At 58.7% G+C, this 24707-nt stretch carries 21 protein-coding genes and 1 pseudogene; 17 read left to right on the top strand and 5 right to left on the bottom strand.

What is annotated here, in order from left to right:
* The first annotated feature begins 8 nt into the window (after positions 1-8).
* From tgt to F475_RS28715, 11 genes are all read left to right on the top strand, one after another.
* Complete coding sequence (tgt, locus tag F475_RS28765) at positions 9-1124, top strand: tRNA guanosine(34) transglycosylase Tgt (protein WP_019651852.1); 1116 nt, start codon at positions 9-11, stop codon at positions 1122-1124.
* Between the two features lie 43 nt (positions 1125-1167).
* Positions 1168-1503, top strand: a complete 336-nt coding sequence (yajC, locus tag F475_RS28760; RefSeq protein ID WP_007934009.1) for a preprotein translocase subunit YajC — start codon at positions 1168-1170, stop codon at positions 1501-1503.
* A gap of 63 nt (positions 1504-1566) precedes the next feature.
* Positions 1567-3435 carry a protein translocase subunit SecD gene (gene secD / locus F475_RS28755; protein ID WP_018926707.1) on the top strand — a complete coding sequence of 623 codons (1869 nt, stop codon included), beginning with the start codon at positions 1567-1569 and terminating at the stop codon, positions 3433-3435.
* Between the two features lie 9 nt (positions 3436-3444).
* Positions 3445-4359 carry a protein translocase subunit SecF gene (secF, locus tag F475_RS28750; protein ID WP_018926706.1) on the top strand — a complete coding sequence of 305 codons (915 nt, stop codon included), beginning with the start codon at positions 3445-3447 and terminating at the stop codon, positions 4357-4359.
* Between the two features lie 120 nt (positions 4360-4479).
* Positions 4480-5028, top strand: a complete 549-nt coding sequence (locus F475_RS28745) for a glycine zipper 2TM domain-containing protein (protein ID WP_018926705.1) — start codon at positions 4480-4482, stop codon at positions 5026-5028.
* 136 nt (positions 5029-5164) lie between these two features.
* Positions 5165-6061, top strand: a complete 897-nt coding sequence (xerD, locus tag F475_RS28740) for a site-specific tyrosine recombinase XerD (protein ID WP_007934017.1) — start codon at positions 5165-5167, stop codon at positions 6059-6061.
* 264 nt (positions 6062-6325) lie between these two features.
* Positions 6326-7057, top strand: a complete 732-nt coding sequence (locus F475_RS28735) for a DsbC family protein (RefSeq protein WP_111455334.1) — start codon at positions 6326-6328, stop codon at positions 7055-7057.
* 134 nt (positions 7058-7191) lie between these two features.
* Complete coding sequence (locus tag F475_RS28730; protein ID WP_018926703.1) at positions 7192-8496, top strand: homoserine dehydrogenase; 1305 nt, start codon at positions 7192-7194, stop codon at positions 8494-8496.
* Positions 8497-8562: 66 nt separating this feature from the next.
* The gene (gene thrC, locus F475_RS28725; protein ID WP_019651847.1) at positions 8563-9972 is read left to right on the top strand and encodes a threonine synthase; all 1410 of its coding nucleotides are present in this window, start codon (positions 8563-8565) and stop codon (positions 9970-9972) included.
* 133 nt (positions 9973-10105) lie between these two features.
* On the top strand, positions 10106-11461 hold the full coding sequence (locus tag F475_RS28720) for a transporter substrate-binding domain-containing protein (RefSeq protein WP_111455333.1): 1356 nt from the start codon (positions 10106-10108) through the stop codon (positions 11459-11461).
* Between the two features lie 242 nt (positions 11462-11703).
* Positions 11704-11991: a DUF3509 domain-containing protein gene (locus F475_RS28715; RefSeq protein WP_019581629.1), complete on the top strand. Its 288-nt coding sequence runs from the start codon at positions 11704-11706 to the stop codon at positions 11989-11991.
* Positions 11992-12162: 171 nt separating this feature from the next.
* Here F475_RS28715 and F475_RS28710 read toward each other — a convergent pair whose 3' ends face one another.
* Both F475_RS28710 and F475_RS28705 read right to left on the bottom strand, forming a co-directional pair.
* On the bottom strand, positions 12163-13089 hold the full coding sequence (locus F475_RS28710; protein ID WP_111455332.1) for a TIGR02285 family protein: 927 nt from the start codon (positions 13087-13089) through the stop codon (positions 12163-12165).
* Complete coding sequence (locus F475_RS28705; RefSeq protein WP_018926698.1) at positions 13070-14269, bottom strand: CaiB/BaiF CoA-transferase family protein; 1200 nt, start codon at positions 14267-14269, stop codon at positions 13070-13072. Before F475_RS28705 ends, F475_RS28710 begins: the two co-directional genes overlap by 20 nt.
* 149 nt (positions 14270-14418) lie before the next feature.
* Between F475_RS28705 and F475_RS28700 the strand changes: the two genes are divergently transcribed.
* The 3 genes from F475_RS28700 (at position 14419) to F475_RS28690 (ending at position 18074) form a co-directional block, all read left to right on the top strand.
* Positions 14419-14961, top strand: a complete 543-nt coding sequence (locus F475_RS28700; RefSeq protein WP_007940622.1) for a YaeQ family protein — start codon at positions 14419-14421, stop codon at positions 14959-14961.
* Between the two features lie 67 nt (positions 14962-15028).
* Positions 15029-16738 carry a single-stranded-DNA-specific exonuclease RecJ gene (recJ, locus tag F475_RS28695; protein WP_064616237.1) on the top strand — a complete coding sequence of 570 codons (1710 nt, stop codon included), beginning with the start codon at positions 15029-15031 and terminating at the stop codon, positions 16736-16738.
* A 229-nt stretch (positions 16739-16967) separates the two neighbouring features.
* Positions 16968-18074, top strand: coding sequence for an NADH:flavin oxidoreductase/NADH oxidase (locus F475_RS28690; RefSeq protein WP_018926696.1), 1107 nt, complete (start codon positions 16968-16970; stop codon positions 18072-18074).
* Between the two features lie 73 nt (positions 18075-18147).
* On the opposite strand, the gene F475_RS28685 is transcribed toward F475_RS28690, so the two are convergent.
* Positions 18148-19773 carry a glucan biosynthesis protein D gene (locus F475_RS28685; protein WP_018926695.1) on the bottom strand — a complete coding sequence of 542 codons (1626 nt, stop codon included), beginning with the start codon at positions 19771-19773 and terminating at the stop codon, positions 18148-18150.
* Positions 19774-20183: 410 nt separating this feature from the next.
* Here F475_RS28685 and F475_RS28680 point away from each other — a divergent pair, with 410 nt between their 5' ends.
* Positions 20184-20369, top strand: coding sequence for a hypothetical protein (locus F475_RS28680; RefSeq protein WP_007940616.1), 186 nt, complete (start codon positions 20184-20186; stop codon positions 20367-20369).
* Between the two features lie 65 nt (positions 20370-20434).
* On the opposite strand, the pseudogene F475_RS28675 reads toward F475_RS28680, so the two are convergent.
* Positions 20435-20913 (bottom strand): annotated as a pseudogene (locus tag F475_RS28675) (Bro-N domain-containing protein).
* A gap of 369 nt (positions 20914-21282) precedes the next feature.
* Between F475_RS28675 and F475_RS28670 the strand changes: the two are divergent.
* Positions 21283-22536: an ATP/GTP-binding protein gene (locus tag F475_RS28670; protein ID WP_111455331.1), complete on the top strand. Its 1254-nt coding sequence runs from the start codon at positions 21283-21285 to the stop codon at positions 22534-22536.
* 2 nt (positions 22537-22538) lie between these two features.
* Positions 22539-23165 (top strand): RloB family protein, encoded by a 627-nt coding sequence (locus F475_RS28665; protein ID WP_111455330.1) that lies wholly within the window; start codon positions 22539-22541, stop codon positions 23163-23165.
* Between the two features lie 70 nt (positions 23166-23235).
* Here F475_RS28665 and F475_RS28660 read toward each other — a convergent pair whose 3' ends face one another.
* Positions 23236-24660, bottom strand: coding sequence for a gamma-aminobutyraldehyde dehydrogenase (locus F475_RS28660; protein ID WP_111455329.1), 1425 nt, complete (start codon positions 24658-24660; stop codon positions 23236-23238).
* Between the last annotated feature and the right edge of the window lie 47 nt (positions 24661-24707).

Raw genomic sequence — 24707 nt, 5'->3', positions numbered from 1 at the left:
AAAGTCGTATGTCGTTTGAGTTGCTTGCTACTGACGGCAAGGCGCGTCGCGGTCGTTTGACCTTCCCGCGCGGTACCGTCGAGACCCCGGCCTTCATGCCGGTGGGCACGTACGGTACGGTCAAGGGCATGCTGCCGCGGGATATCGTCGCCACCGGCGCGGAAATCATTCTGGGCAACACCTTCCACTTGTGGCTGCGTCCTGGCACCGAAGTGATCAAGAAGCACGGCGACCTGCACGATTTCATGCAGTGGAAAGGCCCGATTCTGACCGACTCCGGCGGTTTCCAGGTGTTCAGCCTGGGCGCCATGCGCAAGATCAAGGAGGAGGGCGTGACCTTCGCTTCTCCGGTCGACGGCGCCAAAGTGTTCATGGGGCCGGAAGAGTCGATGCAGGTCCAGCGTGACCTGGGCTCCGACATTGTGATGATTTTCGACGAATGCACCCCGTACCCGGCCGACGAAGACGTCGCTCGCGTATCGATGGAGCTGTCGTTGCGCTGGGCTCAGCGTTCGAAAAACGCCCATGGCGACAACACGGCGGCGTTGTTCGGCATCGTGCAGGGCGGCATGCACCAGGATCTGCGCATGCGCTCCTTGGAAGGCCTCGACAAGATCGGCTTCGACGGCCTGGCCATCGGCGGTCTGTCGGTGGGCGAGCCCAAGCACGAGATGATCAAGGTGCTCGATTACCTGCCGGGTCAGATGCCGGCTGACAAACCTCGTTACCTTATGGGCGTTGGCAAACCGGAAGATCTGGTTGAGGGTGTGCGCCGCGGTGTGGACATGTTCGATTGCGTGATGCCAACCCGTAATGCCCGCAACGGGCATCTGTTCATTGATACAGGCGTGCTGAAGATCCGTAACGCGTTCCATCGCCATGATGATTCGCCGCTGGATCCGACCTGCGATTGCTATACCTGCCAGAACTTCTCCCGCGCTTATCTGCATCACCTGGACAAGTGCGGCGAAATGCTGGGAAGCATGCTCAATACCATCCATAACTTGCGCCATTATCAAGTGCTTATGGCTGGTTTGCGCGAGGCTATTCAACAGGGTACATTGGCCGCCTTTGTCGATGCCTTCTACGCCAAACGCGGGTTGCCTGTTCCGCCTTTGGACTGAGTTTTCTGACCCCAAGATTCAACATTTGCAACTGGAGTGCTAAATGAGCTTTTTTATCTCTAATGCCATGGCTGATGCTGCTGCACCTGCGGCAGGCCCGATGGGCGGCGGCTTTGAGTGGATTTTCCTGGTCGGTTTCCTGGTCATCTTCTACCTGATGATCTGGCGTCCACAGGCCAAGCGCGCCAAAGAGCAGAAAAACCTGCTGAGCAGCCTGCAAAAAGGTGACGAAGTTGTGACCACCGGTGGTATCGCCGGCAAAATCACCAAAGTGTCCGACGACTTCGTGGTTCTGGAAGTGTCCGACACCGTTGAAATGAAGTTCCAGAAAGGCGCCATCGCCGCCACGCTGCCAAAAGGCACGCTCAAAGCGATCTAAGTTACAACTTCTACTCAATCGACGGGGCGCGCAAGGCGCCCCGCGTCATAAGCGGGCGGCGTGATGCTGAACAAATACCCTCTGTGGAAATACATTCTGATCCTGGCGGTGCTGGCGGTCGGTCTGATTTATTCCGCTCCCAATCTATATCCTGACGACCCGGCCATTCAGGTCAGCGGTGCAAGCACTGCGCTGCAAGTCAATCAGGCTGATCTGGACCGTGTGAGCACCGCGCTCAAGGAATCCGGGATCAACGTCAAGGCGGCCACGCTGGCGGCAAACGGCAAGGGCGGTCTGATTCGCCTGGTCAAGGCCGAAGACCAGTTGCCAGCCAAAGACGTTGTGCGCAAGGCATTGGGCGATGACTACGTCGTTGCACTGAACCTGGCGCAAACCACCCCGCAATGGCTGCGCAGCCTGGGCGCGCACCCGATGAAGCTGGGTCTGGACTTGTCCGGTGGTGTGCACTTCCTGCTGGAAGTGGACATGGACAAAGCCCTCGACGCACGCCTGAAAGTCTACGAAGGCGATGTGAAGAGCCTGTTGCGCAAAGAGAAACTGCGCTATCGCAGCCTGCCGCAACTGGGCGGTGCCATTCAGCTGGGCTTCACTGATGAAGACTCCCGCGAACAGGCCCGTGCGCTGATCCGCAAGAACTTCAACGATTTCGACATTGTTCCGGCCGACCTCAATGGCCAACCGGTACTGCGTCTGGCGATGACCCCGGCCAAGCTGGCGGAAATCCGCGAATACTCCATCAAGCAGAACTTGACCACGGTACGTAACCGCGTCAACGAGCTGGGTGTTGCCGAACCTATCGTTCAGCGCCAGGGCGCCAACCGCATCGTGGTTGAGCTGCCGGGCGTGCAAGACACCGCAGAAGCCAAGCGTATCCTCGGCAAGACGGCCAACCTGGAGTTCCGTCTGGCGGCTGAGCCTGGTGCTTCGAAAGCCACTTCCGAGGAATTCGAGTTCCGTGAAGGCAAGCGTCCTCCGGCTCTGATCGAGCGTGGCCTGATCATCACCGGTGACCAGGTGACTGACGCCAAGGCGGGCTTCGGCGAGCACGGTACGCCAGAAGTGAACATCCGTCTGGATGGCCACGGTGGCGAGCTGATGAGTCGTGCGACTCGCAGCAACGTCGGTCGCAGCATGGCGGTGATCTTCATCGAACAGCGTCCGGTCACCACTTACGTCAAGCAAGTGGTCAACGGCGTCGAGAAAGACGTGCCGGTCCAGACGTTCAAGGAAGAGAAGAAGATCATCAGCCTGGCGACCATCCAGTCGCCGCTGGGTGCCCAGTTCCGCATCACTGGCCTGAACGGCCAGGGCGAATCGTCCGAGCTGGCGCTGCTGCTGCGTGCCGGTGGTCTGGCGGCTCCGATGTACTTCGCTGAAGAGCGCACCATTGGCCCAAGCCTGGGTGCCGACAACATCACCAAAGGTATCGATGCATCGTTGTGGGGCATGCTGTTTGTCTCGCTGTTCATCATGGCCATCTACCGCTTCTTCGGCCTCATCGCCACCGTTGCGCTGGCAGTGAACATGGTGATGCTGCTGGCCTTGATGTCGCTGCTGGGTGCAACGCTGACCCTGCCGGGTATCGCCGGTATCGTATTGACCATGGGTATGGCGGTCGACGCCAACGTCCTGATCTTCTCGCGGATACGTGAAGAGATCGCGGCCGGCATGACCGTACAACGGGCAATCAACGAAGGCTTCGGCCGGGCATTCACCGCGATTCTCGACGCCAACCTGACAACCTTGTTGGTGGGCGGGATTCTCTTTGCCATGGGCACCGGCCCGGTCAAGGGTTTCGCCGTGACCATGTCCCTCGGGATCTTTACCTCGATGTTCACGGCCATCATGGTGACCCGCGCGATGGTCAACCTGATCTTCGGCGGTCGTGACTTCAAGAAGTTGTGGATTTAAGGGGCTGCCATGTTACGTACAATCAACTTCATGGGCGTTCGCAACTTTGCGTTCGGCGTCACATTGTTCCTTACCGCGCTGGCAATGTTCAGTGTCTTTCATAAGGGCATGAACTGGGGCCTGGACTTCACCGGCGGTACGCTCATCGAGCTGACCTACGAGCGTCCGGCCGATGTCACCAAGGTGCGTGAGCAACTGGCTACAGCCGGTTATCACGAAGCCATCGTACAGAACTTCGGTGCGACTACCGATCTTCTGGTGCGCATGCCTGGCGAAGATCCGCAACTGGGTCACCAGGTGGCTGAAGCGCTGCAGAAAGTCGGCGGCGACAACCCGGCTCAGGTCAAGCGTGTCGAGTTCGTCGGCCCGCAGGTGGGTGAAGAACTGCGCGACCAGGGCGGCCTCGGCATGCTGATGGCGCTGGGCGGCATCCTGATCTACCTGGCTTTCCGCTTTCAGTGGAAGTTTGCGGTCGGTGCGATCGTGTCCTTGATCCACGACGTGATCGTGACCGTCGGTATCCTGTCGTTCTTCCAGATCACCTTCGACCTGACGGTGCTGGCGGCGGTACTGGCGATCATCGGTTACTCGCTCAACGACACCATCGTGGTATTCGACCGGGTTCGTGAGAACTTCCGCGTCCTGCGCAAGGCCAGCCTGATCGAGAACATCAACATCTCGACCACGCAAACCCTGCTGCGGACCATGGCGACGTCGATCTCCACCTTGCTGGCGATCGCGGCCCTGTTGTTCTTCGGTGGCGACAACCTGTTCGGTTTCTCCATTGCCCTGTTCATCGGTGTTCTGGCGGGTACTTACTCCTCGATCTACATCGCGAACGTGGTGCTGATCTGGCTGAACCTGAACAGCGAAGACCTGATTCCTGTGGCGACGAGCGAGAAGGAAGTCGACGACCGTCCATAACGGTTATCTTTTTCCTGCTGCAAGCCGAGAAGGCGCGAGTGTTGAACTCGCGCCTTTTTTCATGCTCCAAGGCTGGGAGAAGCGCGGGTTTGTCCCGTCTGTTATAGCCAGGAGGTTCATGTGAACAAGTCGTTGCTGGTTGGTGCGGTATTGGGTGCTGTCGGTGTGACTGCCGGTGGTGCTGTTGCCACCTACAAACTGGTTAAAAGCGGCCCTGAGTATGCACAAGTGCTGGCCGTTGAACCGGTCAAGACACAAATCAAGACTCCACGTGAAGTGTGCAAGGACGTTACGGTGACCCGGCAAGCGCCGGTGAAAGACCAACACCAGATCGCCGGTACGGTGGTCGGCGCCCTGGCTGGTGGCCTGTTGGGCAATCAGATCGGCGGCGGTACAGGCAAGAAAATCGCCACAGTGGCCGGTGCGGTCGGCGGCGGTTATGCGGGTAACAAGGTGCAGGAAGGCATGCAGGAGCGTGACACCTACACCACGACTCAGACTCGCTGTAACACGGTCAATGACATCAGCGACAAGGTCGTAGGCTACGACGTTCGTTATTCGCTGGACGGCAAGGAAGGCAAGGTGCGGATGGATCGCGATCCGGGCAATCAGATTCCGGTCGACAAGGATGGCAAGCTGATCCTGGGGCAGAACGAACCGGCCCGGTAATGAGCTGAGCGTCTACTCAAAAAGAAGCATCCCGCAAGGGATGCTTTTTTTGTGCCCGAATTTCATGTGTCACCTTCAACGTGTTATGCAAGACTCTTCATTTTTGCGGCCTTTTGCCCGCCAGTCCTGAGCCCCCATGCCTGCCATCGATCATCCCCTGATAGACCAGTTCCTCGACGCCCTGTGGCTGGAGAAAGGCCTTTCCGATAACACCCGCGATGCCTATCGCAGCGACCTGGCTTTGTTCAACGGCTGGTTGCAGGAGAAGGGCCTGGAGCTGATCAACGCCGGGCGCGAGTTGATCCTCGATCACCTGGCCTGGCGCCTGGAGCAAAACTACAAGCCCCGTTCTACGGCGCGATTCCTCTCCGGCGTGCGTGGTTTCTATCGCTATTTGTTGCGGGAAAAGCTGATTGCCGTGGATCCGACCCTGCGCGTGGATATGCCGCAACTGGGTAGACCATTGCCTAAATCCTTGTCGGAAGCCGATGTGGAGGCCTTGCTGGCCGCGCCGGACTTGAGCGAGGCCATCGGTCAGCGTGATCGCGCCATGCTTGAGGTGCTTTACGCGTGTGGCTTGCGGGTGACGGAGCTGATCAGCCTGACGCTGGAGCAGGTCAACCTGCGCCAAGGCGTGCTGCGGGTGATGGGCAAGGGCAGCAAGGAACGGCTGGTGCCGATGGGCGAGGAGGCGATTGTCTGGGTCGAGCGTTACATGCGCGATGCCCGTGGCGAGTTGCTGGGCGGGCGTCCCAGCGATGTGCTGTTCCCCAGCCAGCGCGGTGAGCAGATGACCCGCCAGACCTTCTGGCATCGCATCAAGCACCAGGCCAAGGTCGCCGGGATCGGCAAGTCGCTGTCGCCACATACCTTGCGTCATGCCTTCGCCACGCACCTGCTCAACCACGGTGCCGACCTTCGGGTGGTGCAAATGTTGCTCGGCCACAGCGATCTCTCCACCACCCAGATCTATACTCACGTCGCCCGGGCGCGCTTGCAGGATCTGCATGCCAAGCATCACCCCAGAGGCTAATCAATGCGGGATGGTTACAAACCCTGTGGCGAGGGGGCTTGCCCCCCGTTCGGCTGCGCAGCAGTCGTCAAGCCTCACGCCTCGGTCCATATGTCGGATAGGGATCGCCAAAGAGGGGCTGCTTCGCAACCCAACGGGGGCAAGCCCCCTCGCCACACGGGCCTTATGTGGTAGGCTTTGCCGGTTTGCACGATGGGCGGTTATGACCCGGTGTTTCGGCACGGGCGTTCTGATCGTCCCATTTGTCCGCCTTCAGGAGTTCTCATGCGTCTGACCCAGATTTTCGCCGCTGCAGCCATTGCGTTGGTCAGCACCTTTGCCGTCGCCGATGACGCGGCCGACCAAGCCATTCGTAAAAGCCTGGAAAACCTCCAGTTCGACGTGCCGGTCGAAACCATCACCGCCAGCCCGCTGCCAGGTCTGTACGAAGTCAAGCTCAAGGGCAGCCGCGTGCTTTACGCCAGCGCCGACGGCCAATACGTGGTTCAGGGCTACCTGTTCCAGCTCAAGGACGGTAAACCGGTCAACCTGACCGAGAAGACCGAACGCCTGGGCATTGCCAAACTGATCAATGGCATTCCTGTGGCTGAAACCGTGGTCTACCCGGCCATCGGCGAAACCAAGTCGCACATCACCGTGTTCACCGACACCACTTGCCCGTATTGCCACAAGCTGCACGCCGAAGTGCCTGAGCTGAACAAACGCGGCATCGAAGTGCGTTATGTTGCGTTCCCGCGCCAGGGCCTGGGCTCGCCGGGTGACGAGCAACTGCAAGCCGTGTGGTGTTCGAAAGACAAGAAAGCCGCCATGGACAAAATGGTCGATGGCAAGGAAATCAAGGCCGCCAAGTGCGATAACCCGGTGTCCAAGCAGTTTGCCCTCGGTCAGTCGATTGGCGTGAACGGTACACCGGCCATCGTTTTGGCTGACGGTCAGGTCATTCCGGGCTACCAGCCTGCGCCACAAGTCGCCAAACTGGCACTGGGCGCGAAGTAAATTCGCATCGTCACGGCCAGCCTTTGACGAGCGTGGTCCGGCGGCAACATTTGCCGGGCCATCAATAGAGAGCCGCGAACCTGCGGCTGTTTTCACGGCCGGCCTCGAGTCGGCCGTTTTATGGGGAGTTCACAGTGAAACCGGTCAAAGTAGGCATCTGTGGGTTAGGGACCGTCGGTGGCGGTACCTTCAACGTACTTCAGCGCAACGCCGAGGAAATTGCTCGTCGTGCCGGGCGTGGAATCGAAGTGGCACAAATTGCCATGCGCACGCCAAAGCCTCAGTTCCAGACGACCGGTATTGCGATTACCAACGATGTCTTCGAAGTGGCCACGAACCCTGAGATCGACATCGTCATAGAGCTGATGGGCGGCTATACCGTTGCCCGCGAGCTGGTACTCAAGGCCATCGAGAATGGCAAGCATGTGGTCACCGCGAACAAGGCACTGATTGCCGTTCACGGTAATGAAATTTTCGCCAAGGCTCGCGAGAAGGGCGTGATCGTTGCGTTCGAAGCGGCCGTGGCCGGCGGCATTCCGGTGATCAAGGCGATCCGTGAAGGCCTGTCCGCCAACCGTATCAACTGGGTGGCCGGCATCATCAACGGCACCGGTAACTTCATCCTTACCGAAATGCGTGAAAAAGGCCGGACCTTCGAAGACGTGCTGGCCGAAGCGCAGGCCCTGGGTTACGCCGAAGCCGACCCGACGTTCGACGTCGAAGGCATCGACGCCGCCCACAAGCTGACGATCCTGGCGTCCATCGCGTTCGGCATTCCGCTGCAATTCGACAAGGCCTACACCGAAGGCATCACCAAGCTGACCACCGCTGACGTGAACTACGCCGAAGCGCTGGGCTATCGCATCAAGCACCTGGGCGTGGCGCGCAGCACCGCGGCCGGTATCGAGTTGCGCGTGCACCCGACGCTGATCCCGGCCGATCGCCTGATCGCCAACGTCAACGGCGTGATGAACGCGGTGATGGTCAACGGTGATGCTGCCGGTTCGACCCTGTTCTACGGTGCTGGCGCCGGTATGGAACCGACCGCTTCGTCGGTAATCGCCGATCTGGTGGACGTGGTTCGCGCCATGACCTCCGACCCGGAAAACCGTGTACCGCACCTGGCCTTCCAGCCGGATTCGCTGTCGGCCCACCCGATCCTGCCGATCGAAGCCTGCGAAAGCGCTTACTACCTGCGCATTCAGGCCAAGGACCATCCGGGCGTGTTGGCCCAGGTGGCGAGCATCCTGTCGGAGCGCGGCATCAACATCGAATCGATCATGCAGAAGGAAGTCGAGGAACACGACGGCCTGGTGCCGATGATCCTGCTGACCCATCGTGTGCTGGAACAGCACATCAACGATGCGATCGCTGCCCTGGAAGCCTTGGCGGGCGTGGTCGGTCCGGTTGTACGGATCCGCGTCGAGCACCTGAACTAAGCCGTTATCGTTCACCGGGCCCGCACGCGGGCCCGGCATTGCGAACACTGTCCATTGGAGTCAGTCATGCGTTACATCAGTACCCGCGGCCAGGCACCGGCCCTGAATTTCGAAGACGTCCTGCTGGCCGGTCTAGCCACCGACGGCGGTCTGTACGTCCCGGAAAACCTGCCACGTTTCACTCAGGAAGAAATCGCTTCCTGGGCCGGCCTGCCGTATCACGAACTGGCCTTCCGGGTGATGCGCCCGTTCGTCACCGGCAGCATCCCCGATGCCGATTTCAAAAAGATTCTTGAAGAAACGTACGGCGTGTTTTCCCACAACGCCGTGGCGCCGTTGCGTCAGCTGAACAGCAACGAATGGGTGCTGGAGCTGTTCCACGGCCCGACCCTGGCGTTCAAGGACTTCGCCCTGCAACTGCTCGGTCGCCTGCTCGACTACGTACTGGAAAAACGCGGTGAGCGCGTGGTGATCGTCGGCGCTACCTCCGGTGACACCGGTTCGGCGGCCATCGAAGGCTGCAAGCATTGCGAAAACGTCGACATCTTCATCCTGCACCCACACAACCGCGTGTCCGAAGTGCAGCGTCGCCAGATGACCACCATCTTCGGCGAGAACATCCATAACATCGCCATCGAAGGCAACTTCGATGACTGCCAGGAAATGGTCAAGGCGAGCTTCGCCGACCAGAGCTTCCTCAAGGGCACTCGCCTGGTAGCGGTGAACTCGATCAACTGGGCGCGAATCATGGCCCAGATCGTTTATTACTTCCACGCAGCCCTGCAACTGGGTGGCCCGGCGCGTTCGGTATCGTTCTCGGTGCCGACCGGCAACTTCGGCGATATCTTCGCCGGTTACCTGGCGCGCAACATGGGCCTGCCGATCAACCAGTTGATCGTCGCCACCAACCGCAACGACATCCTGCACCGCTTCATGAGCGGCAATCAGTACGTCAAGGAAACCCTGCACGCCACGCTGTCGCCGTCCATGGACATCATGGTCTCGTCGAACTTCGAACGCCTGCTGTTCGACCTGCACGGTCGCAACGGCGCGGCGATTGCCGGTTTGATGGACACCTTCAAGCAGGGCGGCGGTTTCAGCGTCGAGCAGGAACGCTGGACCGAGGCGCGCAAGCTGTTCGATTCGCTGGCCGTGGATGACGCCCAAACCTGCGAAACCATTGCCGAAGTCTTCGAGCAAACCGGCGAGCTGCTGGACCCGCACACCGCCATCGGCGTGAAGGCCGCGCGCGAATGCCGTCGCAGCCTGGATATCCCGATGGTGATCCTGGGCACGGCTCATCCGGTCAAATTCCCGGACGCGGTGGAAAAAGCTGGTGTAGGAAAAGCACTCGAACTACCTGCACATCTTTCTGATTTGTTTGAGCGAGACGAGCGTTGCACCGTGTTGCCGAATGACCTGAAAGCCGTGCAGGCCTTTGTCAGTCAGCATGGCAACCGCGGCAAGCCACTGTAACCGGTAAAAGCTGTCACATTTTGAAGCCCGTCTCCTGACGGGCTTTCTCATTTCTGCATGCCACACTTGTCGGGTTTCGTAAATGAAGAGCCGCCCATGAAGGGCGGGCGAGACGATCACCAAGGAAGTGGCAATGCTGTTTTTTAGAGGGTTTAAACCAGCTGCGTGCTGGGTATTTCTGGCCGGCGCCATGAGCGTTGCTCAATGGGGGCTGGCGGCGCAATTGGCGGCTTATGAGCCCCGGGGGGCGGTCGCCGAGGCCGCTATCGGGCTAGACGCTCAGGAGCTGCAATGGATTGCGGAACATCCGACGGTCACCGTCGCGTCGGCGCAGTACCCGTTGTATCTGTTCAAGGATGAGCATGGACACTGGAGCGGGTTGAACAACGATGTGCTCAACCGCATCAGCGCCATGACAGGGCTGAAGTTCCTCCATGAAGAGACGTTTTCCACCGATCAATTGCTGGAGCGGCTGGAAAGCGGCGCGGCAGACATTAGCACCACACTGGCAATGAGTGAGGAGCGCAAGGAGTTCCTGGATTTCAGTCATGCGTTCGGTGGTGCGGGCTGGGTGTTCGTCGGGCGAGCGGGCGCGCCAACGGTGCAATCCATGCAGCAACTGTCGAAAAGAGTACTGGTGCTGCCAGCCCGGCATGCGCTGGAGGCGACCATTCGTCGCGACTATCCGGCCATCGAGCTACGTTCGGTCAAAACCTACGCCGAGGCCAGGGCGTTGGTCGAAAGCGGCGAAGCCTACGCCACCATCGAGAATGAAACCGGGGCGCAGCTCTATCCGTCAGGGCAGCTCAAGGTGGGCGATACGGTGGAGGGTAAATGGGAAGCTGATCATCTGGCGCTACGCAAAGGGCAGCCGCAATTGTTGAGCATCCTCAACAAGGCGCTCGAAGCGTTTCCGCCTGCCGAGTTACGCGCGATTCGCTTGAAGTGGCTCGATGGCATTGTTCCTGTACAGACGCCTTCGACCTGGCAGCAAATAACCGAATGGGGCTGTTGGAGCGTTTTTTTCGCCAGTGTTTTTGCGCTGCTATCCCTGCTGTGGAACCGGCGACTCACGGTGTTGATCCAGCAACGTCGGGACGCCGAAAAAGACCTCAATGACCAGCTCGCCTTCCAGCATGCCTTGATAGACGCCATGCCCGATCCGATGTTCGTGCGTGATCTGGAAGGGCGCTTGATCATGTGCAACAAGAGTTATGAAGAGGGGTTGTCGACCCGTTTCGACCAGATTCAGGGGCGTCGACTGATCGAGCTCGATGTCTTGCCCAAAGAAACCGCCGAGCAACTGCACGCCGAGTTCATGGCCCAGCTCGGTACGCGCAAGACCCGCTTCAGCGAACGTCAGTTGATGTTCAAGGACGGCGTCAGGGACATCTATCAGTGGACGGTGCCGTTTTACAGTGCCGATGGTCAATTGCGAGGACTGCTGGGCGGATGGACCGATCTGGCCAAGCGGACAAGGCAGTTGTAAAGCGCAATGCCTGTAGCAGCTGCCGAACGCAGCCTTCGGCAGCTGCTACAAGGAATGCGTCTTGGGTGAAAGGGTTTAAACGCGGCTGTTTTTTTACTGTCATCTTTTCCGGGCATGCTTTATCCACCAGAGGCGCCGGTGCGCCTGCCGTTGGAATCCAGAACTTTCTTCTCGGGCCTGGGGTCAATTACTGTGGATACGCCCCAGGCACTTTGTTTACGGACTATTGAGTGGTGATCGAGATGGAAAGTATCAGTCTATTGCTCGGCGAGGCTCTGAGCCCGTACCAAGTCACGTTGACCCCATCGGGTGCCCATGGCGAATGCCTGGTGACGCTCAAGAGTGCGACCGGCGCTATCGTGGTCGAACGGCTGTTCAATCAGGCCCAGTTAACCGATAAACGTCTGCTGACGGATGTCGTCGACGGCTTGCACCGTGACGTGCTGATCGCTGAAGGACGCCTGGAGCCCTGTGTTATCGCGGCGTTGCGCAATGCTGCTCAGGACAAGCGCCTGGCCAGCCGAAATTGAAGTGTTTTTTGTGGGAACCTTCCTGCGCCAAGGTCAGTCAGACCATGTAACGGCAGGATCAAGCATTGTGCTCCGGTGCTTGTAGCTTGCTGCTACGGGTCTGTAATACAGGCCACGTTTAACCCCGAGTTGTCTCCCCACTTCTCGGGGTTTCTTTTTGCCTGCGATTTGTCATTGCGTGGCCTGATGCTCGAAAAAGGCCTTGGTTTCTTCCAGGTAATTCTTGCGTCTTTGCGGGTCGAGCCAGTCGGCATACAACGGGTCCAGGTGCTCGCGGGGCAGGGCGCGCAATAGTCGGTTGATTTCACTGATCGCCTGTCGACCCAGGGGCGTATTCGAGCAACCGATGTACACGGGCATGTAGTTGCCCGTGCCTTTGACCGGGTAGAACTCCAGTTGCTCATCGGCCAGGTTTTCCTGATGGGCCTGATAGCGGATTTCCGGCCAGTAACCCAATACCACCTGCAAACGACCCAAGCGTTGCATCTGCAGCAGGCTGCCGAGGGCGTCATTGCCATAGTGGGGCGTCAGCGCGCCGGCTGGCGCCTGTTGCAGCAGTGTGTCGAGGAACTCACCGTAACGGCGCTCGGCGATCACACCGACTTTCTGTCGACCGCTGGCCAACAGGGCCGCCAGATCGACTGCACCGTTGGAAAGAAACGGCTCCAGCACCGACCGATCTTCACGTCGGATCACCAGCCCATTGCTGACCACCCGGAAGGCCGGAATGGAATACGTGATCCACTGTTCGCGCTCCCTGCTCCAGACCAGCGAGGGGTCGCAGGTAAAGGATTCTTCGTGAAGCATCTGTATGCCGCGGGCGCGATTGACCCGTATCAGGGTGTGTTCGTACTGCGGCATACCGGCGATCAGCAGGGGCATCAATTGGTCAATGACGCCCTGGCCTTTTTTCGGGCCTTCGAAGATCGTCAGTGGCGGCAGGTCGCGCAACAGCCAGAACAAATGCTCCTTAGGTTGCGCCAGGGCCGGGGATATCAGGCCCGACAACAGCCCGAGCGCCGCCAGCAGGCGCCCGATGCCGGCGTAATCGAGGACAGATGAAAGCAGGCGATTCAGCTTAGATGGCCCCGTCTTCACGCAGTCGTGCGATCTGTGCCGGGTCGTAGCCCAGATCGTGGAGGACTTGCGCATTGTGTTCACCCAACTGCGGCCCGACCCATTCCGAGGTGCCGGGTGTCTCGGAAAGCTTCGGTACGATGCCGGGCATCTTGAAGTCCTTGCCGTCGGGCAGCTTGGCTTGCAGGAACATTTCCCGGGCCAGGTATTGCGGATCGCTGAACATGTCTTCGGCGCTGAAGATCCGGCTGGCGGGAACGTCGGCCTGGTTCAATTGCTCGATCACCGCGTCCAGTGGCAGTGAGTTGACCCAGCGATCGATCACCCCGTAAATCTCGTCGCGACGGCTGTCACGCCCGTCGTTGCTGGCCAGCACTGGGTCGTTGGCCAGATCCTCGCGGCCGATGATCAGCATGAATCGCTTGAAGATCGCATCGCCGTTGGCGCCGATCTGCACGTGTTTGCCATCGGCGCTGGTGTGGATGGAGGAGGGTGTGATGCCCGGCATGATGTTGCCGGTGCGTTCGCGGATGAAGCCGAACACATCGAACTCCGGGACCATGCTTTCCATCATGGCGAAGATCGCTTCATACAGCGCCACGTCCACCACTTGCCCCAAACCGCCGTTGACCTCGCGATGACGCAAGGCCATCAGTGCGCCGATCACGCCCCAGAGCGCGGCAATCGAGTCGCCGATGGAAATCCCGGTGCGCACTGGCGGCCGGTCCTCGAACCCGGTGATGTAGCGCAGGCCGCCCATGGACTCACCGACCGCACCGAAGCCCGGCTGATCTTTCATGGGGCCGGTCTGGCCAAAGCCCGAGAGCCGCACCATCACCAGTTTCGGGTTCAGTGCGTGCAAGACTTCCCAGCCCAGGCCGAGCTTTTCCAGCACGCCGGGGCGAAAATTCTCGATCAGGATGTCCGCTTCACTGAGCAGCTGTTTCAGGATCGCCAGGCCATCGGGGTGTTTCAGGTTCAGGGTCAGGGATTTCTTGTTGCGCGCCTGAACGAACCACCACAGCGAGGTGCCTTCATACAACTTGCGCCATTTGCGCAACGGATCACCGCCGTCCGGTGACTCGATCTTGATCACTTCGGCGCCGAATTCGCCGCAAATACGCGAGGCAAACGGCCCGGCAATCAACGTACCCAATTCGATGACTTTCAGACCCGAGAGCGGTTTATTGGAGAACGGCATGCGAAATCCTGTAGGACAAAGGCTGAGCGAATACAGCGTTTTATCATAGGCCGACATCCATCGCCCAAAGTTGATTCGCCTTCAATTCGTTGATTGCCCTCTTGCATCGGTTAGACTTGCCGCCTTTCCCCGTATCAAGAAGCCCGTTCATGGCCCAGCCGTCCACGACCTACAAGTTTGAACTGAACCTCACCGACCTCGACCGCAGCGTCTACGAGAACGTGAAGCAGACCATCGCCCGTCACCCTTCGGAAACCGAAGAGCGCATGACCGTGCGGCTGCTGGCCTACGCCTTCTGGTACAACGAGCAGCTGTCTTTTGGCCGCGGTCTGTCAGACGTGGATGAGCCGGCGCTGTGGGAAAAGAGCCTGGACGACCGTGTCCTGCACTGGATCGAAGTCGGCCAGCCAGACGCCGACCGCCTGACCTGGTGCTCGCGCCGCACCGAACGCACCAGCCTGCTGGCCTACGGCAGCCTGCGTGTCTGGGAAGGCAAAGTGATCCCGGCGATCAAGACCCTGAAAAACGTCAACATCGCCGCCGTGCCCCAGGAAGTGCTGGAAACCCTGGCCAAGGACATGCCGCGCGTTATCAAGTGGGACGTGATGATCAGCGAAGGAACGATTTTCGTCACCGACGACCGTGGTCAGCACGAAGTCCAGTTGCAATGGCTGGCCGGCGAACGCGGCTGATTATTCGCCGCTTGGCCGCGTCCCCCCGGTTTTATCCTACGTATTCAAGAGAAGCACCTGTCACCCCATGCGCATCGAACCTCGCCTGTTGCCCGACACCCTGCCATTCCTCGGTGATATTCCACCGCTGCTGACCCGCCTTTACGCGGCGCGGGGCGTGCAGTCCGAGGCTGAACTGGACAAGAGCCTGGCGCGGCTGATTCCGTTCCAGCAGCTCAAAGGCATCGAGGCGGCGGTGGATTTGCTGGTAACGGCGCTGGAGCAGCGTCAGCGGATTCTGATCGTTGGCGACTTCGACGCCGATGGCGCGACGGCCAGTACCGTGGGCATGTTGGGGTTACGCCTGTTGGGCGCGGCGCATGTCGACTATCTGGTGCCAAACCGCTTCGAGTACGGCTACGGCCTGACCCCGGAAATCGTCGAAGTGGCGCTGACCCGCGAGCCGCAGTTGCTGATCACCGTGGACAATGGCATTTCCAGCGTCGAAGGCGTGGCAGCGGCGAAAAAGGCCGGACTCAAGGTGCTGGTCACCGATCACCACTTGCCCGGCGACGAGCTGCCGTTGGCCGATGCCATCGTCAATCCGAACCAGCCGGGTTGCGAGTTCCCGAGCAAAGCCCTGGCCGGTGTCGGGGTGATTTTCTATGTACTGATGGCCCTGCGTGCGCGTTTGCGCAGCCTGGGCTGGTACGAGAGCAAGCCGCAGCCGAACATTGGCGAATTGCTCGACCTGGTGGCGCTGGGCAGCGTCGCCGACGTGGTGCCGCTGGATGCCAACAACCGGATTCTGGTGCATCAGGGCCTGGAGCGAATTCGCGCCGGGCGCGCGCGGCCGGGGATCAAGGCGATCCTTGAAGTGGCCAAGCGTGATCATTCGCGCATCACCTCCACTGACCTGGGCTTTATCCTCGGCCCGCGTCTGAACGCGGCAGGGCGGCTGGATGACATGAGCCTGGGCATCGAGTGCCTGCTCACCGAAGACGCTGGCGCTGCCCGTGAAATGGCGGCTCAGCTGGATGGCATGAACCAGGACCGTAAATCCATCGAGCAGGGCATGCAGCGCGAGGCGCTGGCCCAACTCAAGGATCTGCCGGTGGAATCGATGCCGTTCGGCCTGTGCCTGTTCGATCCCGAGTGGCACCAGGGGGTGATCGGTATCCTCGCCTCGCGTATGAAAGAGCGTTATTTCCGTCCGACTATCGCCTTTGCCGATGCTGGCGATGGCTTGCTCAAGGGCTCGGGGCGTTCGGTTCAGGGCTTTCACATTCGCGATGCCTTGAGCGTGGTCGCGGCGCAACATCCGAACCTGATCAGCAAATACGGCGGCCACGCCATGGCGGCCGGCCTGACCTTGCCGGAAGCGAATTTTCCGTTGTTCGCGCAAGCCTTCGACGCCGAAGTGCGCAGGCAAATGCGCGAAGAAGACCTGACCGGGCGACTGCTGTCGGACGGCACCCTGGCGGTCGAGGAGTTTCACCTGGAACTGGCCCGCGCCCTGCGCCACGCCGGGCCTTGGGGGCAACACTTTCCGGAGCCGTTGTTTCACGGGGTGTTCCAGTTGGTCGAGCAACGAGTCGTTGGCGAGCGGCACCTCAAAGTGGTGCTCAAGAGTGAATGCGGCTCGGTGAAGCTGGATGGCATCGCCTTCGGGATCGACCGGGACATCTGGCCGAATCCGACCATCAAGTGGGTCGAATTGGCCTACAAGCTCGACCTCAACGAGTTTCGTGGGAACGAGACTGTACAGTTGATGATTGCCCACATCGAACCGCGATAATGTCTAACTGCTGTTGTGGTTTTGGTTTGACCTCAAATTGGCGGTGTTTCATTTCTTGAACCCTCCCTGATCCCGCGATGTCGACTAGGCTCTAAGCACTGCTTGATTATCCTTGTGACGTCTTGTCGAATTTTTTGCCCGCGGGGGCGGGTGCTGCACCTTTTTCCTGTCACTCGTCGACTATTCAAACAGAACCCTGGAGCCTGCCCACTGATTTGAGAGGTGCCCCATGAGTCTGCTGCTTGAACCCTATACCCTTCGTCAATTGACCCTGCTTAACCGCATCGCGGTGTCACCGATGTGCCAGTACTCCAGCGTCGATGGGCTGGCTAATGACTGGCATCTGGTCCATCTCGGCAGCCGCGCGATCGGCGGCGCAGGTCTGGTATTTACCGAAGCCACGGCGGTCACCGCCGATGGGCGTATCACCGCCCAGGACCTAGGTCTCTGGAATGATCAACAGATCGAACCCTTGCAACGTATTACGCGTTTCATTGCCGCTCAGGGCGCCGTTGCCGGCATCCAGCTGGCCCATGCCGGGCGCAAGGCCAGCACGCATCGGCCGTGGCTGGGCAAGCATGGCAGCGTCAAGCCGGAAGATGGCGGCTGGATCCCGGTCGGCCCTTCGCCGATCGCTTTCGACCCCCAGCACACACCACCCAAGCAGCTTAATGAAAGTGAGATCGCCGAGGTCGTCCAGGCTTTCGTCGATTCGGCCAAACGGGCGTTGATCGCCGGTTTCAAAGTGGTCGAAGTGCACGCCGCCCATGGGTATCTGCTACATCAATTTCTTTCGCCCTTGAGCAATCAACGGCGCGATCAGTACGGTGGCTCATTCGAGAATCGTATTCGGCTGGTGCTGCAAGTCACCGAAGCGGTGCGGGCTGTGTGGCCTGAAGAGTTACCGGTGTTTGTACGGGTATCGGCCACCGACTGGGTGGAAGACGGTTGGAACCCCGACGAAACCGTGGAGCTGGCGCGACGCTTGAAAGACCTGGGTGTGGACCTGATCGACGTTTCGTCGGGCGGTACGGCGGTAAATGCCGAAATTCCTACAGGGCCCGGTTATCAGACCCGATTTGCTGAGCGGGTACGTAAAGAGTCGGGCATTGCCACCGGCACGGTAGGCATGATCACCGAGCCAGCCCAGGCCGAGCATATTCTGCGTACCTGTCAGGCCGACATCATCTTCCTCGCCCGGGAGTTGTTGCGTGATCCGTATTGGCCGCTGCATGCCGATGACGATCTGGGTGGGCACAAGGCGATCTGGCCGGCGCAATACCAACGGGCCACCCATCGTGACCAGCCGATTCATGAATCGGATTTGCGTGACTGAAGGCCGCTGTAAAAACGAAAAGCCCCGGTCGGGTTGACCGGGGCTTTTTAACGCCAAAAGATCGCAGCCTATATCAGGTGTACTTGCGCTTATCCGGCGCCGGCGGGAAATACTGGTACAACCAGGTTTCACTCAACGTGCGGTCATTGGTGCGAATGAACAACCGCAGCTCCACCGGCGCCACGCTGTCATTGGTCGGGTACCAGTCAAAGGTGATTCGGTAGCCCTTTATGTCATCGAGCACCAGCACGTTGAAATCCTTCACCTGACCGTTCGAGCAGGTCACCACCGGTTCGATCCCCGCGCCTTCGGGCAAGCGGTCCAACCCGCCGCCGGTGAAGTCCACGGCAAAGCGGCGTGCCCAGACTTCAGGATAATGCTCACCCGGTGCCCAGCCTTCGACAAAGCCGCCCATGCCCGAACGGGTCGCGTTGACCCGCGCCAGCGGCGTACCCGTCGGTGGCAGGGCGCTCCAATAGAGCTTGTAGCCGTAGTTCAGGGAGTCACCGGCGGCGACCGGTTTCTTCGGCGTCCAGAACGCGACGATGTTGTCCAGGGTTTCGCCGGTCGTAGGAATTTCCAGCAAATCGATAGAGCCTTCGCCCCACGCGGTTGTAGGTTCTACCCACAGGCTCGGGCGCTTGCTGTACCAGTCGACGGTGTCCTGATAACTGTCGAATTCATGGTCGGTCTGCACCAGGCCAAAGCCTTTCGGGTCGGTGTCGGCGAAGGCGTTGAATTGCAGGGTGGCCGGGTTGTTCAGCGGACGGCAGATCCACTCGCCGTTGCCACGCCACATGGCCAGGCGATCGGAGTCGTGGATTTGCGGGTGAATGGTGTCGCACATACGGCGCTCGTGGGTGCCGCAGCTGAACATGCTGGTCATCGGTGCGATGCCCAGTTGCTCGATGGCGGTGCGGGCATTGACGTGGGCGTCGACTTCCATCACCACGCGCTCGGCCTGGCAATCGATGTCAAAACGGTAGGCCCCGGTGGCGCTTGGCGAATCGAGCAGGGCGTACACCACGAATCGGGTGCTGTCCTTGTCCGGTGTCTCGAACCAGAACTTGGTGAAGTCCGGGAATTCTTCACGCTTCTTGGCGTAGGTGTCGATTGCCAGGCCGCGGGCCGACAAACCGTACTGGCCGGTGGCGTCTACCGCACGGAAATAGCTGGCGCCGAGGAACGACAAGACGTCGTGCTGATCCAGCTCCGGGGCCTTGAACAGCTTGAACCCGGAAAATCCCAGGTCGCCCTTGAGCTGCTGGGTATCGACGGTGGTTTTTTCATAATTGAACAGCGACGGGCGGAAATGCACCTCGCGCGCCAGTCGAGTCTTGGGATCGACGCTGTACATGCGCACCGGCTGCTTGAAGCCCATGCCGACGTGGAAAAACTGCACGTCCAGCTGACCTTTCAGATCCTTCCACAGGGAGTGATTGCCGTCGTAGCGGATCGCGTTGAAGTTCTGCGGCGTCATGGTTGCCAGCGTCGGCGGCAGCACCTGTTTGGTATCCTGATACGGCTTGCCGGCGAGCTGTTTGGCCTGGTTTTTCAGCGCTTCGAAGTCGAACGCCTGGGCGTCGCCATCGGCAGTGCCACTGCCGGCCCAGGCGTTCGCGGCCAGCAGGCCGGTGGCCGAGAGACCGGTGTAAGCCGCGATGGCCATGGACGCTTTGAGCAAATTCCTGCGGTGCATAAGTACAACCTGTCGTGAACAATCCCGCGCCGTTCCTGGCACGTGCTGGATCAGAAATAGCGGTTCGGACATGCCTTGGCCAAACACAACGGACTGTAAAGAGATGCCAAATAGCTTAAACCGTTCGATTACAGAGCAAAAATGATTGATAGCACCGCGACAGCGCGGCAATGAAACAAGACATGTCAGGTAACGTTTCTCACAGCGTTTTCTGATTTATAGGGCATATCTGCTTTTTTCGACTAATTACTCTAAAAACCGCTTTTCAGCGCCGATTTAATTTCTATTCTATGGGCATGACCGGTTTCGGCCCTTCAGGCCGGTGGGTTCAGTGCACACAAGACGGCCGCTGAAAGTGATAGGGCGATGCGGTTTTGCAGTTTTCTTTGACGTATAGAAGGACATCGTCCATGTCGAAAGTACAAGGCATCACTGAAATGTTAGGACTCTTTCCCTGCCTGGCCACCGGGCGGCGAAGGCGTCGTCTCAGTTCGGAGGAGTTGAAGTTGGTGGAGCGCTATCGCGAGCTGTCGGAGAGTGACCGGATTGCGATGCGCTATCTGGTGGATGCGATGAGGAGTGTTTCGCGGTTTTGAAGGTGGGGAGTAATGCTGGAAAACCAAAGGGACGGACTCAAAAGTCCGTCCCTTTGTGCATCAGATCATCGGCTACCAATCGTGAATGGTCGTTGTGCTTGCATCAGATCAGGCATGTCGCGCCATTTGATCCAGGACTGATGCTGCCAACGCAGCAGCGGCACCGAGATTCCGGCCCACTGCAACGAACCCAGACTTGGAACGTTCTCCAACGACGCCGAATTCGAATCACGCAGCATTGGCATGACCTCATTGCTCAGCCATTGACGCAGGTTTCGATTTTCCGGGACGAATGGTGAACGAGCAGGGCGTACATCCCTGATTCACTGACCATCAGTGATTCGACCGTTTTGCCATTCTTCAGCAACCAGACATATTGGCGTTGATCAGGGTCGAGCTTCAGGGTGAGTCGTTGGTCCAGCGGTCGACCCATCAAGCGACCTAGATCCTGAACGCAGAACCAGGCTTGGTTGGCTTGCATGATGGCATGGAGGAAGCGGTTGTGGCGGGTGAAGACGGTAGGGATGAAATGAGGATGGGTCATGGCCTGCCTCCCGCGAATGGCACTTTGTGAAAACTTCAGGATTTGTGATGTTGTGCTTAAGCATTTTTCGACTCCAGGATGAAAAAAGGGAGCCGCCACTCATATGGGAGCGCGGATGCGCCATGTCGATGATGTACCGGCTTCGACCCCGGGCCGCTGATTTTGCAGCGACGGGATGAAGCCTATCGTTCAGGCGCTCGCGGCGCCAAGTCTACTCTGGCGACGCTTGTTGTAGGAATCGTTGCCTTTGCTGGAAGGCTCCATCTGTAGGAATTTCCTGTTTTTGCACGAAGTGCAGGGAAGCCGCGCCAAATGAATGTTTTTTCCTATATTTATTCTGCTCTTGGAAATTAAGTGCAGGATTTCTACATGTTGATTGAATTTTCGGTTTCCAATTATCGCTCCTTCCGCGAGGCGCAAACCCTGTCCATGGTGGCGACCCCGCGTCTGAGTAAAAAACGCAATGTTTTCCAACCTTCAGTGAGTGGCGAAAAGCTTCCTGATTTGTTGAAGGTGGCAGCGATCTACGGGCCGAACGCGTCCGGTAAATCTTCGCTTATCCAGGCGATGGGGATCATGGGACGCCTGCTCGCAACGACACCCTCCTCAAATGACGAACCACTGCCGGTTTCACCGTTTCGTTTTGATCCGCAACTCCAGAACGAACCCAGTTCCTTTGAGTACAACTTCATTCAAAACGGGCTCCGATATCGGTTTGTTCTACGCGTTACTTCGCAACGGATAATCAAGGAGCAGTTGGTCTCCTATCCCAAAGGGAAAGAAACGCTGCTGTATGAGCGTCGTTTTGGTGACGAGGGAGAACAGTATGTTTTTGGCTCAAGTCTTGAGGGTGGGAAAGATGTCCACAATGCTTGGCGGCGTTTGACGAGCCCGAAGGTTTTGTTTATTTCGCAGGCCGTGGCGAACAGCAGCGAAGAACTGACACAGTTGCGAGCACCGTTTACCTGGTTTCAAACCGGCCTCCTTGTCATTGAGCAGAACAACATGATGGGGCTGTCTGCAGCCTCCATCAGGTTTCTGCAGGTTGCCTCGGACTACACGGGTGATTTGAAGGAGTTTTTAAGGGAAGTGGATATCCCGGTGTCTGCTATTCAACTCAATACTGAGGATGCGGATGCTGTACCGACCAAGAAAAAGCTCACGTTAAAAGAATTCTTCGCCGCCGCCCAGAAAGACAAGGTGACCCTGACGCATACAAGTCTTTTGGGAGCAGCGGAGTTTGATTTTTCAGAGGAGTCTGGCGGAACAAAAAACCTGATTGGTTTCTGGTTGCCCTGGTTCATGATCAATCGCGCAGATGGAAGCGGGATACTGTCTGTCGATGAGTTGGACAGTAGCCTTCATCCAGAAATAGTTGCTGATCTGCTCGGGAAGCATCTTGATAGGGGGTTGGATACTCAGCTGATCTTTACGACTCACGACACTCATCTAATGAACGCAAAAATTCTGCGGCGTGATCAGTTCTGGATCACTGAGCGCGATGCCAATGGTGCAACCAGTATTTTTTCCGTTCACGATTTTGAAGGGCGAGAGGGGGAGGATATTGAGAAGCGCTACTTTGAAGGCCGTTACCGCGGTTTGCCTTTGATCAGGCTGAGGTGACCATGATGCGCTCGACAAAATCATTTGATCGAAAGAAATCGAGATTCAAGCCTCAGCCCAAAGTGTTGGTCCTCTGTGAAGATAGCAAGTCAGGAAAACGGTATCTGGAGGAGGCCGCCTTTCATTTTCGTGCTAAGGCCCAGGTTGAAATTGCCCACTGCGGCGTCACGCATCCAAGCGGCATTGTTGAAAGAGCCATAGCCCGTCAGAAATGTTTCGATAGGGTATTTTGTGCATTGGATCGTGATACACATCTATGTTTTGAGAGGGCGATAGATCTGGCGAAGCCTCATCCGAAAATCAAAGTCATAGCGTCATTTCCCTGTTTCGAGTTTTGGCTTCTTTTGCACTTCGGCTTCAATCGAAAGCCATTTAGAGCTGTCGGGAAAAACTCTCCGGGCGACTTGGTAGCCAAGAGCCTCAGAGAAAAACCGAACATGGATAAGTACGAGAAGGGCAAAGACATCAGCTATTTTGCTCAGCTATTGGGCGAGCCTTTTCAGAAAGCCAGAGCTTTGGCCCCCAAGATTCTCGAGGACGTCGACATCAGCGGCGAACCTAACCCCAGCACCGAAATCCATCTGCTGATGGATGAATTCGAAACCCTCTCCAAGCCTCAGCCGATCTAACACCATCAACCGTGCCCACAGAGATGTGGGCACGGTTGATTTCGGAGCGAGGCTTACCCGGGAAGCATTTTTAATGCTTGAACATCACATGCCGCACAACCGTGTAGTCCTCCAACCCATACATGGACATGTCCTTGCCATAACCGGACAGTTTCTGACCACCGTGCGGCATTTCGCTGACCAGCATGAAGTGGGTGTTCACCCAGGTGCAGCCGTACTGCAGGCGTGCAGACAGGCGATGGGCGCGGCCGACATCTGCGGTCCAGACTGACGATGCCAGGCCGTACTCCGAGTCGTTGGCCCAGGCCAGGGCCTGCGCTTCATCGGTGAATTTGGTTACCGATACCACCGGCCCGAACACTTCGCGGCGCACGATCTCGTCGTCCTGTTGTGCGTCGGCCAGCACCGTCGGTTCAAAGAAGAAGCCATTGCCTTCCACTGGCTTGCCGCCGGTGATCAACCGAATGTGCGGTTGCGCCATGGCCCGCTCGACAAACCCGGTTACGCGGTCACGATGTTGCGCGCTGATCAATGGGCCCAGCTCCGTCGACGGATCATCCTGCAAGCCGTACTTGAGGCTGCTGACCGCGGCGCCGAGCTTCTCGACGAAGGTGTCATAGATGCCTGCCTGAGCGTAGATGCGGCAAGCGGCAGTACAGTCCTGCCCGGCGTTGTAGAAACCGAAGGTGCGAATGCCTTCCACGGCGGCGTCGATGTCGGCATCGTCGAAGATGATCACCGGCGCCTTGCCGCCCAGTTCCATGTGCATGCGTTTGACGCTGCCGGCGGTGCTGGAAATGATGTTCGAGCCGGTAGCGATGGAGCCGGTCAGCGACACCATGCGCACTTTCGGGTGGGTGACCAGTGGGGTGCCAACGGAAGGACCACGACCGAACACCAGGTTAAGCACACCCGCCGGGAAAATCTCCGACGCCAGTTCTGCCAGGCGCAGGGCGGTCAGCGGGGTTTGTTCCGACGGCTTGAGCACCACGGTATTACCGGCGGCCAGGGCTGGGGCGACTTTCCAGGCGAGCATCATCAGCGGGTAGTTCCATGGCGCGATGGAGGCAATCACGCCGACCGGGTCGCGGCGGATCATCGAGGTGTGGCCGTGCAAGTATTCACCCCCCAGCGCACCGCTCATGCAACGGCTGGCCCCGGCGAAGAATCGGAACACGTCGGCAATCGCCGGGATCTCGTCGTTCAGCGCGGCGCTGTAGGGTTTGCCGCAGTTGTCCGACTCCAGTTTGGCCAGCTCTTGGCCATGGGCTTCGATGATGTCGGCGAGTTTGAGCAGCAACAGCGAGCGTTCTTTCGGCGTGGTTTGCGACCAGCCTTCGAAGGCGTTATCGGCGGCGCGCACGGCGGCGTCGACCTGGGCTTCGCTGGCTTCGTTGATTTCCACCAGTACGCGACCGAGGGCCGGGTTGAACACGGCTTGGGCGGGGCCGTCGCCGGCGACCAGTTGGCCATTGATCAAGAGTTTGGTTTGCATGGCTTTGTCCTCCGAAGCTGTTGTTTTCTTTTTTGTGGGAACTGGCC

This window comes from Pseudomonas sp. URMO17WK12:I6, assembly GCF_003253625.1.
Lineage (GTDB): Bacteria > Pseudomonadota > Gammaproteobacteria > Pseudomonadales > Pseudomonadaceae > Aquipseudomonas.
This window is presented reverse-complemented; position numbering and strand designations above follow the sequence as displayed.

Bases quoted from the DNA above. Each gene is read 5' to 3' on its own strand.
- F475_RS28665 (WP_111455330.1), top strand. From the start codon at position 22,539: ATGATGCGCTCGACAAAATCATTTGATCGAAAGAAATCGAGATTCAAG.
- F475_RS28685 (WP_018926695.1), bottom strand. From the start codon at position 19,773: ATGCACCGCAGGAATTTGCTCAAAGCGTCCATGGCCATCGCGGCTTAC.
- F475_RS28670 (WP_111455331.1), top strand. From the start codon at position 21,283: ATGTTGATTGAATTTTCGGTTTCCAATTATCGCTCCTTCCGCGAGGCG.
- F475_RS28690 (WP_018926696.1), top strand. From the start codon at position 16,968: ATGAGTCTGCTGCTTGAACCCTATACCCTTCGTCAATTGACCCTGCTT.
- F475_RS28700 (WP_007940622.1), top strand. From the start codon at position 14,419: ATGGCCCAGCCGTCCACGACCTACAAGTTTGAACTGAACCTCACCGAC.
- thrC (WP_019651847.1), top strand. From the start codon at position 8,563: ATGCGTTACATCAGTACCCGCGGCCAGGCACCGGCCCTGAATTTCGAA.
- secF (WP_018926706.1), top strand. From the start codon at position 3,445: ATGTTACGTACAATCAACTTCATGGGCGTTCGCAACTTTGCGTTCGGC.
- F475_RS28715 (WP_019581629.1), top strand. From the start codon at position 11,704: ATGGAAAGTATCAGTCTATTGCTCGGCGAGGCTCTGAGCCCGTACCAA.
- F475_RS28705 (WP_018926698.1), bottom strand. From the start codon at position 14,269: ATGCCGTTCTCCAATAAACCGCTCTCGGGTCTGAAAGTCATCGAATTG.
- F475_RS28660 (WP_111455329.1), bottom strand. From the start codon at position 24,660: ATGCAAACCAAACTCTTGATCAATGGCCAACTGGTCGCCGGCGACGGC.
- tgt (WP_019651852.1), top strand. From the start codon at position 9: ATGTCGTTTGAGTTGCTTGCTACTGACGGCAAGGCGCGTCGCGGTCGT.
- xerD (WP_007934017.1), top strand. From the start codon at position 5,165: ATGCCTGCCATCGATCATCCCCTGATAGACCAGTTCCTCGACGCCCTG.
- yajC (WP_007934009.1), top strand. From the start codon at position 1,168: ATGAGCTTTTTTATCTCTAATGCCATGGCTGATGCTGCTGCACCTGCG.
- F475_RS28720 (WP_111455333.1), top strand. From the start codon at position 10,106: ATGCTGTTTTTTAGAGGGTTTAAACCAGCTGCGTGCTGGGTATTTCTG.
- F475_RS28735 (WP_111455334.1), top strand. From the start codon at position 6,326: ATGCGTCTGACCCAGATTTTCGCCGCTGCAGCCATTGCGTTGGTCAGC.
- secD (WP_018926707.1), top strand. From the start codon at position 1,567: ATGCTGAACAAATACCCTCTGTGGAAATACATTCTGATCCTGGCGGTG.
- recJ (WP_064616237.1), top strand. From the start codon at position 15,029: ATGCGCATCGAACCTCGCCTGTTGCCCGACACCCTGCCATTCCTCGGT.
- F475_RS28680 (WP_007940616.1), top strand. From the start codon at position 20,184: ATGTCGAAAGTACAAGGCATCACTGAAATGTTAGGACTCTTTCCCTGC.